Source organism: Bacteroidota bacterium (assembly GCA_034723125.1).
Classification (GTDB): Bacteria; Bacteroidota; Bacteroidia; order CAILMK01; family JAAYUY01; genus JAYEOP01.
In genome coordinates this window covers 1-18,198 of sequence record JAYEOP010000084.1, presented here as the reverse complement: position 1 = coordinate 18,198, position 18,198 = coordinate 1, and the positions used below count along the sequence as shown (strand labels likewise).

Below are 18,198 nucleotides of genomic sequence, written 5' to 3'. Positions count from 1 at the left end.
TTCAAAGAAACGAACTCACAAAGTTAAAAAACTAATATGATTTGAAAGATATTTGAATTTAAAAAGACAAAAAAAATTATTACTTTTGTAAAAATATTAATGATATGGCTACTGTGAAATATGCATTCCTATCTTTCTCAACTCACTTATGCTAAGGCATCGCCTCGTTTCATAAAATAAAAATCTCACCTGCCTGACGGCAAAGGCAGGTCAAAAATCTTAGAAATCATAAAGTTTGATAGTTTTTCTATAGGTATTAAGTAATTGCACACATTATTAAGTCAATAGGAACGTTTTTTACTTTTAAATAGTATTGATTTGTTTTCAAAAAAAGTAAAAGAAATATGTACTTTAATTTAAAAAATCTTTTTTTACCTTTGCAAACTCAAAAATAACATGGATAAATTAAATATTATGAAAAAACATTACGAAGGAATTTTTATTATTTCACCGTTGGTTACGGAAAATCAATTAAAGGAAACCGTAGCCCATTTCAAAAAGTTATTGACCAGCAACGGTGGTGAGATTATCCATGAAGAAGATTGGGGTTTAAAGAAATTTGCTTACCCTATTAAGAAAAAATCTTCCGGATATTACCATTTATTTGAGTTTAAAATTGAACCTGATTTTATTCAGAAATTAGAAACTGAATATTTAAGGAATGAAAAAATTCTCAGATTTTTAACCGTTTCGCTGGACAAATACGCATTGGAATTTAATGAAAAACGTAGAAATGGTGCTTTTAACAAGAGTGCATCAAAGAAAAAAGATTTATTAAACGCTTAAAAAAAAACAGAGAATTATGGCAACAAAAGCTTATCGGAACATTTTTATTAACATTAACCCCAGAGAAAGACAAAGAAAGAAGAAATTTTGTTGGTTCAAAAAAAACAATATTAAATATATTGATTATAAAGACGCTTCTTTTTTAGTAAAATTTTTGGATGAATATGGTAAAATTACACCTAGGAGATATACTGGTACATCATTAAAATTCCAAAGAAAACTTGCTCAGGCAGTAAAAAGAGCTAGGCACTTAGCATTATTACCTTATGTTACTGACAATTTAAAATAGAAAATTATGGAAATTATCTTAAAACAAGATATATCAAATTTGGGTTTTGAAAATGAAGTTGTTACAGTAAAACCCGGATATGCAAGAAATTATTTGATTCCAAAAAGAATGGCTATTTTAGCAACAGAATCAAATAAAAAAATTCTTGCTGAAAATATGAGACAAGCATCTCATAAACTTGAGAAAGAAAGAAAAGAAGCAGAAGCAACAGCTACAGAATTGAAAAAAATAGGTGTAAAACTTCCTGTAAAGGTTGGTACTACCGGCAAATTATTCGGATCTATTACAAACCTTCAAATATCACGTGCTCTTGCAGAGAAAGGACATGAAATTGACAGAAGAAATATTAAATTTATTGATGAAATTGACAAAATTGGTGAATATAAAGTTCTTGTGAAAATTAGTAAAGATGTTGAGGTTGAAATACCAATTAATGTTGTAAGAGAAGAAGACGTTAAAAAAGAAGAAAAGTAGAATTATTTTATATGAATTAAAAAAGCCTCAGAAATTTATTTTTATGAGGCTTTTTTTTATTTCACAAGATTTTGATTTTTTTCGTATGCTACTGCAAGCATTCGTTTTAAAATTTTATCTTTGCGGGAATTAAATTAATATTAAATTACAACAAACAATGGATGAAAAACGATTTAATTTTTTAAACAATATTATTGGATGGGTGGTTTTTATTATTGCCGCAGCCGTTTATTTATCAACGATTGAGCCAACTGTTAACTTATGGGATTGTGGCGAATTTATTGCCGGTTCGTATAAGCTAGAAGTAGTTCATCCTCCCGGAGCTCCTTTTTTCTTAATGCTCCATCGTTTCTTTTTGCTTTTTGCACCTAACCCTGAAGCTGTTCCTGTAATTATGAATGCTGCTTCAGCAATATTTAGTGCTTTTACAATTTTATTCCTTTTTTGGTCTATTTCATTACTTGCTAGAAAAATAATGGTTAAAAACCTTAAATCTATTTCACAAGGTGAATATATTTCTGTTTTTGCAGCATCAATTGTTGGAGCTTTAGCATTTACTTTTTCCGATTCATTCTGGTTCTCAGCAGTTGAAGGTGAGGTTTATGCTTTGTCTGCATTTTTTACTGCATCTGTATTTTGGCTAATATTGAAATGGGAAAGAAGAGCTGATCAACCAAGAAATTTAAGATGGTTTATTTTAATATTTTTCCTTGCAGGTATTTCTATTGGTGTTCACCTTTTAAGTTTATTGGTAATACCTGTTCTTGCACTAGTTTATTATTTTAGAAAATATGAAAAAATTACTGCAAGAGGTGTTATTGTAGCTTTTTTAGTAGGTATGCTAATTTTGATGGTAATAAATGTGGGAATAATTAAATGGATTCCTGCTATTGCTTCAAAATTTGAAATTTTATTTGTCAATTCATTAGGATTGCCATATTGGTCGGGAGTAATATTTACTTTAATTCTTATTTTTGGAGGATTAGCTTATGGTATTTATCGAACAACAATAAAAGGAAAGGTAATTCTCAATACTATTTTTATATCCTTAGTTGTTGTTTCTCTTGGGTTTTCGTCATACACAATGGTAGCAATTCGTTCAAATGCTAATACTCCAATTGATTATAGTAATCCTGATAATATTTTTAATATGCAAGGTTACATAAATCGTGAGCAGTATGGTCAAAGAGCTATTTTTTACGGACCTCAATTTACTTCAGATATTGAGGGTAGTGCAGAGGGACGTAAACTATACACTAAAAAGAATGGCAAATATGAGTTTCTGATGTATAAAAGAAAAGCCACTTATAAGTCAGAAGACAAAATGTTTTTTCCTCGAATGAGTGATACAAGGGGAGATAGATTAGATGCTTACAGGACTTGGTCGGGAATGACTAAAGAACAGAAAAAACCGACAATGGCAAATAACTTAAAATATTTTTTTAAGTACCAGCTGGGGCACATGTATTGGCGGTATTTTGCATGGAATTTTATTGGAAGACAAAATGATTATCAAGGACATGGTAGTGCAGTTGCAAGTGGCTTTTTGCATGGTAACTGGCTTAGTGGTATTGATTTTATTGATGAAAAAATTGTTGGCTCACAGGAAAAAATACTTTATAAACAAAAAATAAATAAGGCTAATAACAAACTTTATTTTCTACCATTTATTTTTGGACTTTTAGGTTTGTTCTTTCATTTTAAACAAAATAAAAAAGATGCTATTACTGTCTTTTCTTTCTTTTTATTAACAGGAATATTTCTGATTATTTATCAAAATTCTCCTCCATTTGAACCACGTGAAAGGGATTATACTTTAGTGGGTTCTTTTTATGCATTTAGCATTTGGATAGGTATTGGAGTACTCTCCATAATAAATTATTTAAGAAAGAAAATGCAACTTGTACCTGCCGCTATTGTTGTAGGAATTATTTCTCTTCTTGCTGTACCCGTACTCATGGCTAGTCAAGAATATAATGATCATGACAGGTCGGGAAGGTTTACATCCAAAGATTATGGTGTAAATTATCTTGAATCCTGTGCACCTAATGCAATTTTATTTACTAATGGGGATAACGATACTTACCCTCTTTGGTATGTTCAGGAAGTTGAAGGTATAAGAAGTGATGTTAGAGTTATTAATTTACAATTATTGATGACAGATTGGTATGTTGATCAATTAAGAAGACAACAAAATGAATCGCCTCCTATAAAATTTTCATTATCGCCTGATAAAATACCTGAGGGAACAAGAGATTATGTTGTGTATTATGAAAATCCTCAATTTAAAATTGATAAAAAAAGATATTACAACATAGGTGAAATTGTTGATTTTATTGGTAGTGATAATCCAAGAACAAAGGTCTCAACATATTCAGGGGCAAAATTGGATTATTATCCAACAAAGAAATTTTTTATTCCTGTTGATAAAAATTATGTGCTAAAAAATAATGTTGTACGTGAAGAACTTAAAAACAGAATTGTTGATAGTGTGAGCTTTAATGTTGGGAAAAGCAATATGATGAAAAATAGTTTGATGGTACTTGATATGATTGCACAAAATAACTGGGAACGTCCGATTTATTTTGCTATTACATCAGGGATGGATACATATTTGGGAATGCATAATTATTTTCAACAAGAAGGAATGACTTACAGATTGGTACCCATTAAAAGAACGAAGCAAGAAAAGAAAAGTGCCTCAAGAGGACAGCAAGGAAGAGTTGACCCTGTAATCATGTATGATAACATAATGAACAAATTTGAATGGGGAAATTTGGAAGATCCTGATGTTTATATTGGAAGTGTAACAAGAAGACATTGTACAAATTACAGAAATGTATTTGCTACCTTAGGTAAAGAATTGATTAGTAAAGGAGAAAAGGAAAAAGTTGTTAAGCTTCTTGATAAATGCTTAATAGTATTACCTGAATATCAGGTGCCATATACAATAAATGATGTACAAATTGCTGAATTATATTTTCTTGCAGATGAGAAAGAAAAAGGTCAAGAATTAGCAGAAAGGCTTGCAGAACTTTTTGCAAATAACCTTGATTATTTTGCAACTTTAAGTAAGGAATTGCAATCTTCTGCTGATGACGATATTAGACGTAATTTCTATGGTTTACAAGTACTTGTTCAACTTGCTCAACGCTTTTCACTTGATGAATTTCAAGAGAATGTAACTAATGAATTTCAAAGGTTGCAAGCAAAATATACTCTTTAGGGAGCTTCTAATAATTAAAGTATGAAATTACTTCAAACAGCAGAGCGTATTTCAAATGTTGAAGCTTCTGATAATGTTATTTTTCAAAGAAGCCTTTTTGCCTATCATGAAGCATCTGAAATAATCAGTGGCACATTGCTTGAAATTGGTACAGGAATGGGCTACGGCTTTGAAATTTTAGCACCCAAGGTTGAAAAATATATTGCTATTGATAAGTACTCTTCCGAAATTATTGAGAAAAATATTGGTGTTGAAAATTTTCAATTTCACAAACAAAATGTTCCACCAATTGTAAATATCCCTGATAATTCTGTTGACTTTGTTGTGAGTTTTCAGGTAATTGAACATATAAAAAATGATAGGCTGTTTGTAAAAGAAATTCATAGAGTATTAAAACCGAGTGGAAAAGTGATTCTTACAACTCCCAATATTAAAATGTCATTAACTAGAAATCCATGGCATATCAGGGAATATACTCATCAGGAATTTCATTCTCTTTTGTCAAAATATTTTAATAAAACGGAGCTTAAAGGTGTTTTTGGAAATGAAAAAACCATGAACTATTTTGAGGAAAATAAAAAGTCTGTTGAAAAAATTACTCGTTTTGATATTTTAAATTTACAATATAATTTACCAAGAAAGCTACTGCAAATTCCTTATGATATACTTAACAGGATGAACAGAAAGAAACTGATGAATAAAAATATTACTGAAGTGAACGATGTTTCTGTAAAAGATTATTTTCTAAAAGATGCTGATAATTATTGCTTTGACCTTTTTGCAATAGCAGAGAAATAGTATTCTGAAAAATCCGTTATTTTTAAGTTATGCTTACACGGATTTTTTTAAAAGTAATTAATTCACAAATGAAAAAAATACTGATTATATTAATTTCTCTGGTTTTATTTTCATGGACTAATACCTTTTGCCAAGATTCTTTTTATAAAAATTTTGTTGATTCCACAATAACTCTTACTTGTGATAAAGTAAATTACGATCCAAGCTATTTTTCTATTGACTACCCGAATGGAGATGTTCCAAAAGATAAAGGTGTGTGTACTGATGTTGTAATCAGAGCATACAGGAAAGTTGGGATTGATCTTCAAAAAGAAGTTCATGAGGATATGGCTATCAATTTTGATAAATATCCTCAAAATTGGGGACTAAAAACAACCGATAAAAATATTGACCATAGAAGAGTTCCCAATTTAATGAAATTTTTTGAACGACATGGAAAAACTCTGAAAATAACTGACAATTCGGATGATTATAATTCAGGAGATATTGTTTGCTGGAACTTGGGCGGTGGAATAACCCATATTGGAATTGTGATTAATAAAAAATCAAGAGACGGCAAGCGAAATTTGATTGTTCATAATATTGGGGCTGGGCAGGTAATTGAAGATATTTTATTTGATTACAGAATAATCGGGCATTACAAGTATAAGAAATAGAGACACAAAGGGAAATAGGAAATAAAGGTAACTTAATCTTTCTGCTATTTTTTTTTAAAAACCTTAGCTTTGTGCAGGTAGGTAAAAGTTGCACTGTGTATTGCAGTAGTTTTAAGCATCTACTCGTCTGGGTATTGTGTTTTTTTATTTCTTTTTAATTGTTGCAGTTTTATTTCTTTTGGTGTCAGAATTTTTTCGTCTATGTTTTATTGTCCTTTAATTTTGCAGATACCAAATAATAAGTGGTTGGGATTTAATCTTTTTTTTAATTTTATTTCCCTCTACAACTCCCCATTAAGCAATTTAGCTTCTGCAAGTTTTTTCATTATAGGGTTGTATCTTGCCTTTTGAGTTGCATCTAAATATTCTTTGTGGTGTGCATCTGTTCCAATGAAATCTACAAGATTTTCTTCAATTAATCTTTCTGCTATTTTTTTTACCGCTTTTGTATAAAATCCAGCAAGAGATGCAAGATTAATTTGATACAAAACATTCATTTCTTTAAGTTCATGATAGAGTTCAAAATTATCACGGAAATATGCATAGCGTTCTACATGAGCAAAAACAGGCTTGTATTTTTTTAAGGATAATTCCCAAATAGCTTCACGCAATAATTTTGAATAATTTAATAAATTGGTTTCAATTAAAACATAGTTGTCTCCAAAAGTAAGTAAATCTTCATTTTCAATCTTTTTTAAAAAAATATCATCAATATAATATTCAGCAGCGATTTCAATTTCAATTTCAATGTTTTCCTTTATTAATTCCTTTTTGAGTTTGTCTAATCCCGAACGAATATTTTCTGGAGTGTTTTTATAAAAATCACTCATGATGTGTGGTGTGGTAATTAGCTTTTTGTATCCTAATTTTTTTAAATATTTGATAAGATAAATTGATTCATTAAGGCTATGTGAACCATCATCAATACCAGGTATCAAATGTGAGTGCATGTCGGTGGTTGTGGGGATGTTATATTCTTCTTTCCCTAGTGCATTCTTATCAAATATATTGTTGAAAAAACTCATTTTTGTAAAAATTTATTGATAATAATAAATTATTGATACATTTATTTGCAACAAAATTACATTATAAATGTTAAATTTATGAACTTTGAATTTATTTAGCAATAATTATTTTATGGTTAATATACTGATTGATAAAATTAATAGCCGTTTTGAATATATTTCTAAAATATTATTTGAATATATTCTTAAAGCAGATTATCAGATTATTGAAAAAAAAGACTTTGATTTAAAGAAAAACAATCTAACAATTCATATTAATTATTCAAATGAAATAGAAACATTATCTGTCAATATTCCTAATGCTTCATTTTTGAATAAGAATAAATTATTTGAAATAGATTTTGAAACTGTAGATGATGTTTTTCCAAGATTATTTTTTTTAAAAAATGAAAACTACGATATTGATTTTGATCTTTTTTCTGCTTCTTTTTATCTTATTACCGAATATGAAAAATATTTGAAAGCTGAATTGGACGAACATGACAGATATAATGAGAGTGCTATTAAGGTTTATCAAAATAAATGGTACCGAAAGCCACTTATAAATATTTATGCTGAATTTTTGTGGACAAAATTGAAAGAGAAATTCCCTGAGCTAAAAAGAGAAAAAACAAAATTTAGTTATGACTTTACTTTTGATGTTGATCAGCCTTGGGCTTATTTGAATAAAGGCTTTTATACATATATAGGTTTTATCAAAGATATATTAAAGTTTGATTTTAAAAATTTTAAAAATAGATTTAAAGCAGTTGCGAGTGGAGTTGACCCTTTTGATGTTTATGATTTTATTTTTAAAAAATGCCCTGCCGAAAAAACTACATTTTTCTTTTTGATATCAGGTAATTCAAAATATGATGAAAGATTTACATTGAAAAACAAATATTTAAGAAAGCTAATTAATGAAATTTCTGAAAAAGGTTGTAAAATTGGAATTCATCCATCCTACAATAGCTATAAAGATAAAGAATTATTGGAGTTTGAAAAGAAGGAGTTAGAAAAGATTTTAAACAAAAAAGTGTTTTATTCACGCCAGCATTTTTTGCGTTATCAATTGCCACAAACTTTTGAATATCTTGATGATATTGGTATTGAACATGAATTTACAAGCTCAATGATTAGTAATGTGGGCTTTAAAAATTTTATAGCTGTTACTTTCCCGTGGTTCAATCTTGTAGAAAATCGAATAACAAATTTAATGATTCATCCAACAATGGTAATGGATGCAACTTTGAAAAATTATCTGGATTATTCGCCACAAGAGGCAGTTGAATCAGTGGAGAGAATTATTGAAGAATGTAAAAAAGTAAATGGAAATTTTGTATTATTGTGGCACAACAGTAGCTTGGGAGAATCATTCGGATGGGAAGGATGGAAAGATGTTTTTAATAAAATTATTGATAAACTGAAGTAATTTTGAATACAAAGGATAAATATCGAGAATTGTGTAAGAATGAAGAAAGCATTACTGTTTTTTCAACTGATTGGTGGCTTGATGCTGTTTGTGGTAAGGAGAATTGGGATGTTGCAATTGTGGAACAAAACAATGAAATTATCGCTTCACTTCCTTTTGAGAATGTAGTTAAAGTAGGATATAGGATTTCACGTTTGCCAATGTTTACTCAAAAACTCGGACCATGGATAAAATATCCTGATGGCTTATCCCATTCAAAAAAGATTAGTTTTGAAAAGAAAATTTTATCAGAGTTAATCGAATCCTTAGCACATTTGCAGTGGTTTGTTCAGGCTTTTGATTATTCAATAACTAATTGGCTTCCTTTTTATTGGAATGGTTTTAAGCAGTTTACGAAATATACCTATTTGATTGAAAATATTTCAAATGTTGAAAATGTTTTTAATAATTTTGATTATTCTAAACAAAAAAATATAAGAAAAGCGGAGAAAGTTGTAAAAATAGGATTTGATATTTCTGCTGATGAATTTTACAAACACCACAAAAAGAGTTTAGAAAAAGAAGAACAAAAAATAAAATATTCATTTTCGGAATTCAATAAAATTTATCAGGCTTGTTATAAAAACAATGCAGGAAGAACAATTTTTTGCTATGATAAAAATGATGATATTCATAGTGCAATATTTTTTATTTGGGATAATGAATCTGCTTATAACTTGGTAAGTACCATTGACCCAGATTTTAAAAAAAGTGGTTCTGCATCATTACTAATTTATGAAATTATAAAATTTGTTACTTCAAAAACTAAGTCTTTTGATTTTTGTGGAAGTATGATAGAGGGAGTGGAGCAATCTTTTAGAAGATTTGGAGCAAAGCAAATACCTTATTTTCAGCTTTCAAAAGTAAACTCACCAATAATTAAATTATTGTTGTTTTTAAGGGGGGTTCTATAAATACATTCGCATTAAGATTCTCAGAGTTTTTTATAGACAATGAAAAATTTTGATGCAAATCGGGATAATGTAAAAAGTTTTGAAGAAGTATATGAAAAACTCTGAAAACCCTTTGGGAACAAAGATAATAAACAATCTGACTGCGTTAAAATTTTTCTCAATAGCTAATGCTATTCAGAAAAATTTATGCCTTGCATCTTATTCATTATCTTTGTTTCTTAAAAGAAATGTATTTGTAGAACCCCCCTTTAGTAAAAAGCTTTGCTTATAACAGTAGAAATAAAAATATAAAATTGCCTAAGGCATTGTAAAAAAATAAATGCTTCGAATTTAATGAAGTGTTTTTTTTGATTTAGTATTTTTGAGTCCACTCTAAAAAGTAATGAGTGTAGGTTTTGAAAATCAGGAATTGCTCCATTCCCTAAAGAAAGGCCTGATTTTCAGCTACTTCTCCCTTTAGGGCTTGGGGCAGAAAGGAGCTGAAAATCATTTTAAGACTTTATAGAGTGGACTTATTTTTAAAAAAACAGATTTGTTTTATTCTTCCTTCAAAATAATTATTACATCAGGAACAGCAGTTATCGCAGGAAGTCCTTTTGAAAAGCGATTAGTAAAAGCATTTAAAGCCTCTTCAATTTTGCTTTCAGGAAATCCCAGTGCTTTGCCTACTCTCAGGCATTGTTGTCTTTCGTTTTCGTGAATTTCTTTATCTGCTGCCATCATAAGTACAACATCAATAAAATATTCTATCTTACGAAATTGATCTTGTGGCAATTGAAGCTTACTATCAGTATCTACCAAATCTTCAACTTCTCTTAAGTTTACTTTGTATTTTCTTGCTTTATTATCAAGAAATCTTCTTTCTTCTGCATCATATACTCCGTCTGATTTCGCAATTTTTAAAAGATTTGCTATGTGCCACTTTTCAAGAAAGTTTTTATCTTCTGTTCCACCTTTCTCATTTCTGGCTATTAAAAGAGATGATTTTAAAAGCTCGGCATTTTTGGGTGTTAAAATTTTCTCAAGAGCTTTTATGCAATGGTCGTAAATATAAGTTTCGTTAAGGTCGGGAGTAATACCGTGTGTTTTTCCATAATATTTTATCTCCAGAAAAAGAGGTATTATTTTTTCATGAATATCTGTTTTAAACAAAGCAATATTTCTTGAATATTTTTCATCAGATTTTTTATTTGTTTCAATTACTGATTGTAGTGATTCAAAAATTAATGATTGAAGAAGATTGATTTTAAATGAATCAAAATCAGTGGTTTGAGATTCATAATTTCTTTTTATGTTATCAACAAGATAATTAAACGTAGCTATGCTTTTGTCTAAAAGATTTTCGGAGATTATATATTTTTTCATAATTAGTGTTTCCTTCTTTTATTAAATATCAAAGATAATATTAATTCATAAAATATGAAAATTTATTATCTTAATAATTTTTTCTATTAAATTTTAATTTCATTCCCGGAGTAAAATTATTGAATTTTTCATTTTCAAAAGCAAGATTTCCATTTATAAAAGTGTGAGTAACTTTTGAATTAAATTTTGTATTTTCAAAAGGCGACCATGCACATTTGTAAAGTATATTTTCTTTTTTTACTATCCATGGTAAGTTTGTGTCAATTATCACAAGGTCAGCCCAATATCCTTCTTTTAGATATCCTCTATTGTTAATGTTAAAAATATCTGCAGGGCTATGGCACATTTTTTCAACTATTTTTTCAAGGCTTATTTTTCCTTGTGAATATAGTTCGAGCATTGCAGTAAGCGAATGTTGTATTAGCGGACCGCCTGAGGGTGCTTTTAAGTAAGAGTTTTGTTTCTCTTCAATTGTGTGTGGTGCGTGGTCGGTAGCAATAACATCTATTTTGTTGTTTATCACTGCTTGCAAAAGAGCATCTTTATCTTTTTTATTTTTTATTGCAGGATTCCATTTAATGCGTGTGCCGTATTTATCATAATCATTTTCATCAAACCAAAGATGATGAACACATGCTTCTGCAGTGATTAGCTTTTCTTTTAAAGGGGTCTGATTGTCAAGAAGTTCAACTTCTTTTTCTGTTGATAAATGAAGAATGTGAAGTCTTGAATTAAATTTTTTTGCCAGATTTATTGCAAATTCAGATGAAGCAAAACAAGCTTCTTCGCTTCTTATTTTTGAGTGATATTTTATTGGAATATCTTCACCGAATTGTTTTTTTATTTTTTCTAGGTTGCTGTTTATAATTTCATCTTTTTCTGCATGAACAGCCTTTAAAAGTGATATGTTTGAAAATATTTTTGATAGGATTTCAACATTATCTATTAGCATATTTCCTGTAGAGGAGCCAAGAAATATTTTTACTCCGCAAGTTTCACTGCTGTTAATTTTTTTTAATTCATCAAGATTTGTGTCTGTTGCACCAAGATAAAAGGAATAATTGCAATAAGATTGTTTTGATGCTAAATCGAATTTATTATTCAGCTCAGTGATAGTTGTTGTTTGAGGTTTTGTATTAGGCATTTCCATAATTGAGGTAACGCCTCCTGCTAATGCTGCTTTCGATTCGCTGTTAATATTTCCTTTGTGTGTTAATCCCGGCTCACGAAAATGAACATGATCATCAATAACTCCCGGAATTACTGTTTTATTTTCTGCATTTATTTCTATAAAATTTTCTTTGATATTTGAAATAGATGGTAATATTTTTTCAATTCTTTTATTCTTGATAAAAATATCTCCAAAAAATATCTTAGCCGAATCAATAATTTTTGCATTTTTGATTAGGTACGATTTCATGAATTATTTTTGAAAATTTATTTTTTTTTAATGTGTTAATTGCTTTTTAATTATTCCTCATTATTCTCTTGTTTATCATCATCTTCATCTTCATCAGATTCTTTAACAACAATAGGCATAAGCAACATTAATAATTCTTCATTTTCATTTGGCTCAGCAGGTGTTATTGTGCCGGGTCTTTTCTTTGATGATAATGATAGAACTACTTCTTGGGAATCAATGTTTGAAACCATTTCAATTAAAAAACGAGCACTAAATCCAATTTCTATATTTATACCATCGTATTCACATGTAAGTCTTTCGTTTGCTTCATTTGAATAATCAATATCTTGAGATTCCAACTGTAAATCGTTTCCTGTAATTTTAAAAATTACTTCATAAGTTGATTTGTCAGCAAAAATCTGAGTTCTTTTTAAGGCATCTATTAAATTGTATTTGTCTATTCTTAAAATATTTGGAAGGTCAATTGGAATTGCAGAGTTGTAATCGGGAAATTTTTCATCAATCAATCGGCAAACAATTTTTTGGTTTCCTAAAGAGAAAAGTGCATTTACATTATTGAATTCAACAGTTACTTTTTCATCATCAGTTGTTATTGATGTTTTCAAAACATTTAGTGCTTTCTTAGGTAAAATGATTGATACTGTATCATCAAGTGTAATATCTGTTCTGGTGTATTGTACAAGTTTGTTTCCATCTGTTGAAACAAATTTTATTTTCTCATCGTCAAGTTCAATAAATAATCCTGTTAAGGCAGGCTTAAGTTCGTCTGTTCCAATTCCATGAATTGTTTTGGAAATAGCACTTTCAAGAATTTCTGCAGGAAGTTCAAATACTTTGGCATCTTCAATTGTGGGGAATTTTGGAAAGTCTTCTGCAACTTCACCACTGATTTTGTATTTACCATTCTCGGAGCTAAGCTCAATAGAATTGTTTTTTTCGTTTATTGTAAAGGTTATTGGTTGCTCAGGCAAAGATTTTAAAATCTCAATAATTTTACTCGCAGGAACAGCAATTTTCCCGTTTTCTTTTGATTCAACGGGGATAGTGCCTTGCATTGAAACTTCAAGGTCGGTTCCAACAATTCGTAATTTCCCGTTTTCAATTTCAAAGAGAAAATATTCGAGAATAGGAATTACTACCTTTGAACTAATAACTCCGTTTATAATTAGAAGTTGTTTTAATAGGGTAGTTGTTGATGCAATAAATTTCATAGTTCGTAATATTTAAAACTTAATTTTAATAAATGTTTATCTTAGTGTGCAAATATACTTTATTTTTTGATTTTAAAATCTTCAAATTTCCACAAAATTCGATTTAACCTTAATGTTTGTAAAATGACAATATCATTAGGTCTGTTTTTAATAATTCCATAGTATCTTTCTTTGTCAAAACCTCCCTCAATTTCTACTCTTGTTTTTCTGTTTGATGGTTTGTAATAAATATTAAGTTGTTGAGAATAGCCTTTTGTGTTTTCTACATAAATGCTTGCTATCGGGCGTACATGCAGTATTGAGTCTTTTACATTTTTTTTGATATATTTGTCAATAGTTATAAATTGAAGGTCTGAAAACCCCATTAAAAATTTTTTGATAAGTTTAGTATCAATTTCTTGTGAAGGACATTTTTTGTCATTAAAATCACTGAATAGAAATTTATTGTTTTTATCAATTGTTAAATTAAATGAATTCTCTTTTGAAAAAAGATATCTGACTTTTACTTTGCTAATTTGAGTAGGGTCAAAGGTAAAAACTTCCTTTGTTCTCCATTCATTTTCTTCTGTATAAAAATATCCGTCTGACAAATATCCTCTAAAAGTTGGGTCGTGTACTACAAATGGTATCTTTTCTTTTCTTTTCCCACGGTCAAGAGCCATGTATGTTCCTTCAAGATTTTGAGTTGAACCGCCTACGTAAATTACTTTTGAAGGTTTTTCTGTTCCTTGATAAATTTCAATTTTTTCGGCTTGTGTCGCCATTTCTTTAATAACATTATCTTTTGCCGATTCGGAAGTTGGGCTTTTTACTTCAAGGTTGTTCAATAGGCTAAGCATTAAATTTATTCGGTTTAAGTTAGCTTTGTATTTGCCATTTACTTTCCAGTTGTTGTTAATTCTTTCTAAAGTTATAGATTTTCCCTGCATATCTGCAATAAATATTTTTGTGATTTTTGATGTATCTTCAATTGCAAAGTTACTTATGTTTTCAGGAATTGTTCCTTTATTATTGTTTTCTTTTAAAACCAGTACGGTAGCAATTATTATTACGGCAAGGCTAACTAAGTTTATGATATTTTTTTTCTTTGTTCTTTTACTCATTAGTTTTTGTTGTTATTTCGTATATCTTCTTTTCTTTAAAATATTGTATATCAAACCAAAAAATATTAAGAAAATTATCGGTAAAACAAGGTTTATGATTTGCCATTTTAATTTCTGTTCTTTGATTTTTGTTTTGTTAAGAATACGCAATTTGAATTGTTTAGTCCTTAAATTAATAATTCCTGAGCCATCAAGAAGATAGTCAACAGCATTTAATGCAAAGTTTTTATTTCCAAATGTTTGATTTGCAAACCTGTCGTATCCCAGTGGATATTTTTCTTCTTTCACTCTGCTAATTTGATTTCTAATAATATCTCCATCAGAAACAAATATCATTTTTGTTCCCTTGTCTTTTTCAACGAATTCTCCGTATTGTCCTGATTCTAATAATTTTCTTGGTATTCGGTTTTTAAAAAGTGAAGTGAATTTACCTTCAACTAATACGGCAAGAGTCTGTGGCCCTTTGTAAAAAAGGTTGGGATTTATTGGCTCATTGATTTGTTGAAGACTTATTCGTGCAATGTGGTTTACGTATTTTGATTTATCGGAACTTTGTAAAAGAACAGTTTTTTTGATTTTGTTTGAACCAATGGTGTCTATTGAATTTGCAAAGCGAAACCAAATTGCATTTAGATTGTTAACAATGGGATGTTCTGATGTTGGAAATGCAATAGGATAAAAAGTCCAAGGTCGGAAATCTCGTTGAGGTTGTCCTTTTGTTGTCATAACAGGAATAAGATGACAGTTAATATCTTGCACAAGGTTGTTGTTGAAACGAATACCGTATTTGAAAAACATGTCGTTAAGGTTCAAAGGATAATCTAATGTAGAAGTAACTCCTGTTCTGGCAAGGCTGTCAATTTCTGCAAGTAGTTTGTCAACAAACCAAATTACTTTTCCTCCTTTTACTACAAATTGGTCAATTTTATATTTTTCCAATTCTGAAAATGTGGAGTCGGGTTTTGCAATAATAATAAGATCAAATTTATCAAGTATCCCTACTTTATATTTTGGAAGATTTATTCTTTTAACATTGTACTGATGTGATAATGTGTTAAAAATATCAATTGTTTCATCTTTGTTTAACTCTCCATGCCCTGAAATGAATGCTATGTTTTTTCTATCAACAGTTGTTAGTTTTTTAATTGTACTTATAATTCCGAATTCAAGACCAACAATTGAGTTATGTAATTGCTGTTGGGATGAAACTCCAATTTGTTGTTTTAATAATTTTAATGGAAGTTCATGGTTTCTATAACTAATTAAAGCGGAAGGGAAAATTATTTTTTGAATTTTACGATTATCTTCCATTACCTCAAGATTCACAGCTTCAAGTCCTTTTATTGATAATTGTCTGATAATTTCATCTTTTTCTTTGAGATTAACCGATTCAAAAGGATTGATAAATTGGTATTCAATATTTTTGTTTTCAACAGCAATCATTTCATCAAGCATTTCTTTTGTTGATTCTTTGAGCTTGCGGAATCCGGCAGGTAAATCACCTTCAAGATATATTTTTACATAAACAACATCCTCAAGTGATTTGATAATTTCTTTTGTTGAATTACTTAAAGAATATCTGTTATCTTCTGTTAAGTCAAAGCGTTTGAAATAGTACTGAGAAAAAATATTAATAAAAACAATAATTGCAATCAGTAATAGAAAACGGGTTAAAGACTGGGATTTTATTTTTTTAATTGTATTCATTTTATTTTTTTTGCTTACCATTTCCTTTTTTCGATAACCATTTTTGTGAGAATAATAAAAAACCCAATTGAACTGATAAAATAGACAATATCCCTTGTATCAATTACTCCTCGGCTTATTGACATATAATGTGTGTTGATACTTAAATAATCAAGTACTGGATCAATAGGGCTAATGTTTGTTACTGTTCTCAACATATCAATTAATGTATAAAAGAAAAAACATAAAAATAATGATATAATAAAAGAGATAATCTGATTGTCATTTATTGATGAAGCAAATACTCCTATTGCTACGTAAATTCCTCCAAGGAAAAATAATCCTAAATAAGATCCCCATGTACCGCCAATATCCATGTTTCCTATGGGTGATGATAAAAGATAAACTGTAATAAAATAGAGTAGGGTAGGGAGTAATGAAAAAATTACGAGAGCAAGTCCTGCAAAGTATTTCCCTAAAATAATGCTGTAATCTGAAACTGGTTTTGTAAGAATTATTTCAAATGTTCCTGACTTTCTTTCTTCGGCAAATAACCTCATTGTAATTGCGGGGATGAGAAATAGAAAAACCCAAGGAGCGATTTCAAATAATTGATTTAGTGTTGAATATCCATAATCAAATATACTTGTTTCAGGGATTATCCAAAGGAAAATTCCGTTTGCGATAAGGAAAACAGATATAACTACATAGGCAATTATTGAACTGAAAAAACTTCTTATTTCTTTTAAAAATATTGCAAACATTTTTTAATTTTTTGAAGTGCTGATTGTAAGTTTTTGAAATACTTTTTCAAGATTTTCAGTTTTCCGAGTCATTTCAAGAATTATATTTTTTGACTTTACTGCAAAATGAAATAGTTGCTCATTAATATCATCATCTTTAGAAGCTATTTCCCAATATTCTCCATTACTGTGGATTTGTTCTACTCCGGAAATATCCTGAATTTCAGCTTCTTTTACTATGTTCTTAAATTTTACTTTAAATGTGTTTTTTGTACTTACTTTGCTCAAAAGAACATCGGTTTTGTCATCAGCAATTATTTTCCCTTTGTTAATAATTATCACTCTGTTGCACATTGCTTGTACTTCTTGCATAATGTGGGAAGATAAAATGATGGTTTTTGTTTTTCCAATTTCCTTTATAAGATTCCTGATGTCAATTACTTGATTTGGGTCTAAACCGGAGGTAGGCTCATCGAGAAGTAATACTTCAGGGTCATGAATCAATGCCTGAGCAAGTCCTACTCGTTGCCTGTAACCTTTTGACAATTCACTTATTTTTTTCTTTTTTTCACTTTCCAATCCTGTTAGGGAAATTAATTCATCTATTCTTTTGTTATTACCTTTTGTCAATCCTTGAATTCGTGCAATGAATAGCAGGAACTCTTTGATATACATTGTTTCGTAAAGGGGATTGTTTTCAGGTAAATAACCGATTTGTTTTCTTTGTTGAATTGAAGTTTCAAAAATATTGTAGTCATTAACGTAAGCAATGCCTGAGGTTGGAAGAGTGTAGCATGAAATTATTTTCATTGTTGTTGATTTTCCAGCACCATTTGGTCCTAAAAATCCCACAATATCACCTTTTACCACTTCAAAGGAAATGTTATCAATTGCTTTTTGGTCTCCGTAAACTTTTGTTAAATTTTCTACTTTAACTGTCAATATATTACGTTTTTAGTTTAAATAAAGAAAAATTAGATTGCAAAGGTAAAAAAAATGTAGATAGAAAGATGTGAGTATTAATGCATTTATAATCAATAATAAAGTAA

17 protein-coding genes are annotated in these 18,198 nt (G+C 29.2%); 9 read left to right on the top strand and 8 right to left on the bottom strand.

Annotated features, from left to right (window positions below):
- Positions 1–396: 396 nt before the first annotated feature.
- From rpsF to U9R42_02530, 6 genes are all read left to right on the top strand, one after another.
- On the top strand, positions 397–786 hold the full coding sequence (rpsF, locus tag U9R42_02555) for a 30S ribosomal protein S6 (GenBank protein ID MEA3494895.1): 390 nt from the start codon (positions 397–399) through the stop codon (positions 784–786).
- Positions 787–802: 16 nt separating this feature from the next.
- Entirely contained in the window at positions 803–1,075 is a 273-nt protein-coding gene (rpsR, locus tag U9R42_02550; protein MEA3494894.1) for a 30S ribosomal protein S18, read from the top strand.
- A gap of 6 nt (positions 1,076–1,081) precedes the next feature.
- Positions 1,082–1,549 carry a 50S ribosomal protein L9 gene (rplI, locus tag U9R42_02545; GenBank protein MEA3494893.1) on the top strand — a complete coding sequence of 156 codons (468 nt, stop codon included), beginning with the start codon at positions 1,082–1,084 and terminating at the stop codon, positions 1,547–1,549.
- Positions 1,550–1,706: 157 nt separating this feature from the next.
- Positions 1,707–4,775: a DUF2723 domain-containing protein gene (locus U9R42_02540; protein MEA3494892.1), complete on the top strand. Its 3,069-nt coding sequence runs from the start codon at positions 1,707–1,709 to the stop codon at positions 4,773–4,775.
- A 21-nt stretch (positions 4,776–4,796) separates the two neighbouring features.
- The gene (locus U9R42_02535; GenBank protein ID MEA3494891.1) at positions 4,797–5,573 is read left to right on the top strand and encodes a class I SAM-dependent methyltransferase; all 777 of its coding nucleotides are present in this window, start codon (positions 4,797–4,799) and stop codon (positions 5,571–5,573) included.
- A 68-nt stretch (positions 5,574–5,641) separates the two neighbouring features.
- Positions 5,642–6,229, top strand: a complete 588-nt coding sequence (locus tag U9R42_02530; GenBank protein ID MEA3494890.1) for a DUF1287 domain-containing protein — start codon at positions 5,642–5,644, stop codon at positions 6,227–6,229.
- A gap of 281 nt (positions 6,230–6,510) precedes the next feature.
- On the opposite strand, the gene U9R42_02525 is transcribed toward U9R42_02530, so the two are convergent.
- Positions 6,511–7,254 carry a CpsB/CapC family capsule biosynthesis tyrosine phosphatase gene (locus U9R42_02525; protein MEA3494889.1) on the bottom strand — a complete coding sequence of 248 codons (744 nt, stop codon included), beginning with the start codon at positions 7,252–7,254 and terminating at the stop codon, positions 6,511–6,513.
- Positions 7,255–7,366: 112 nt separating this feature from the next.
- Here U9R42_02525 and U9R42_02520 point away from each other — a divergent pair, with 112 nt between their 5' ends.
- From U9R42_02520 to U9R42_02510, 3 genes are all read left to right on the top strand, one after another.
- On the top strand, positions 7,367–8,665 hold the full coding sequence (locus tag U9R42_02520; GenBank protein MEA3494888.1) for a polysaccharide deacetylase family protein: 1,299 nt from the start codon (positions 7,367–7,369) through the stop codon (positions 8,663–8,665).
- 2 nt (positions 8,666–8,667) lie between these two features.
- Positions 8,668–9,618, top strand: coding sequence for a methicillin resistance protein (locus U9R42_02515; protein ID MEA3494887.1), 951 nt, complete (start codon positions 8,668–8,670; stop codon positions 9,616–9,618).
- A gap of 91 nt (positions 9,619–9,709) precedes the next feature.
- The gene (locus tag U9R42_02510; GenBank protein MEA3494886.1) at positions 9,710–9,889 is read left to right on the top strand and encodes a hypothetical protein; all 180 of its coding nucleotides are present in this window, start codon (positions 9,710–9,712) and stop codon (positions 9,887–9,889) included.
- A gap of 266 nt (positions 9,890–10,155) precedes the next feature.
- Here the strand turns inward: U9R42_02510 and U9R42_02505 are convergent, their stop codons facing one another.
- From U9R42_02505 to U9R42_02475, 7 genes are all read right to left on the bottom strand, one after another.
- Complete coding sequence (locus tag U9R42_02505) at positions 10,156–10,983, bottom strand: hypothetical protein (protein MEA3494885.1); 828 nt, start codon at positions 10,981–10,983, stop codon at positions 10,156–10,158.
- Between the two features lie 70 nt (positions 10,984–11,053).
- Positions 11,054–12,403: a dihydroorotase gene (locus tag U9R42_02500; GenBank protein ID MEA3494884.1), complete on the bottom strand. Its 1,350-nt coding sequence runs from the start codon at positions 12,401–12,403 to the stop codon at positions 11,054–11,056.
- Between the two features lie 50 nt (positions 12,404–12,453).
- Positions 12,454–13,617, bottom strand: a complete 1,164-nt coding sequence (gene dnaN / locus U9R42_02495; protein ID MEA3494883.1) for a DNA polymerase III subunit beta — start codon at positions 13,615–13,617, stop codon at positions 12,454–12,456.
- A 59-nt stretch (positions 13,618–13,676) separates the two neighbouring features.
- Entirely contained in the window at positions 13,677–14,720 is a 1,044-nt protein-coding gene (locus tag U9R42_02490; protein ID MEA3494882.1) for a DUF4340 domain-containing protein, read from the bottom strand.
- Positions 14,721–14,732: 12 nt separating this feature from the next.
- A complete protein-coding gene (gldG, locus tag U9R42_02485) occupies positions 14,733–16,427 on the bottom strand; it encodes a gliding motility-associated ABC transporter substrate-binding protein GldG (GenBank protein MEA3494881.1) in 1,695 nt (564 codons plus the stop codon).
- A 14-nt stretch (positions 16,428–16,441) separates the two neighbouring features.
- Positions 16,442–17,170: a gliding motility-associated ABC transporter permease subunit GldF gene (gene gldF / locus U9R42_02480; protein MEA3494880.1), complete on the bottom strand. Its 729-nt coding sequence runs from the start codon at positions 17,168–17,170 to the stop codon at positions 16,442–16,444.
- Positions 17,171–17,173: 3 nt separating this feature from the next.
- A complete protein-coding gene (locus tag U9R42_02475; protein MEA3494879.1) occupies positions 17,174–18,091 on the bottom strand; it encodes an ATP-binding cassette domain-containing protein in 918 nt (305 codons plus the stop codon).
- Positions 18,092–18,198: the final 107 nt, after the last annotated feature.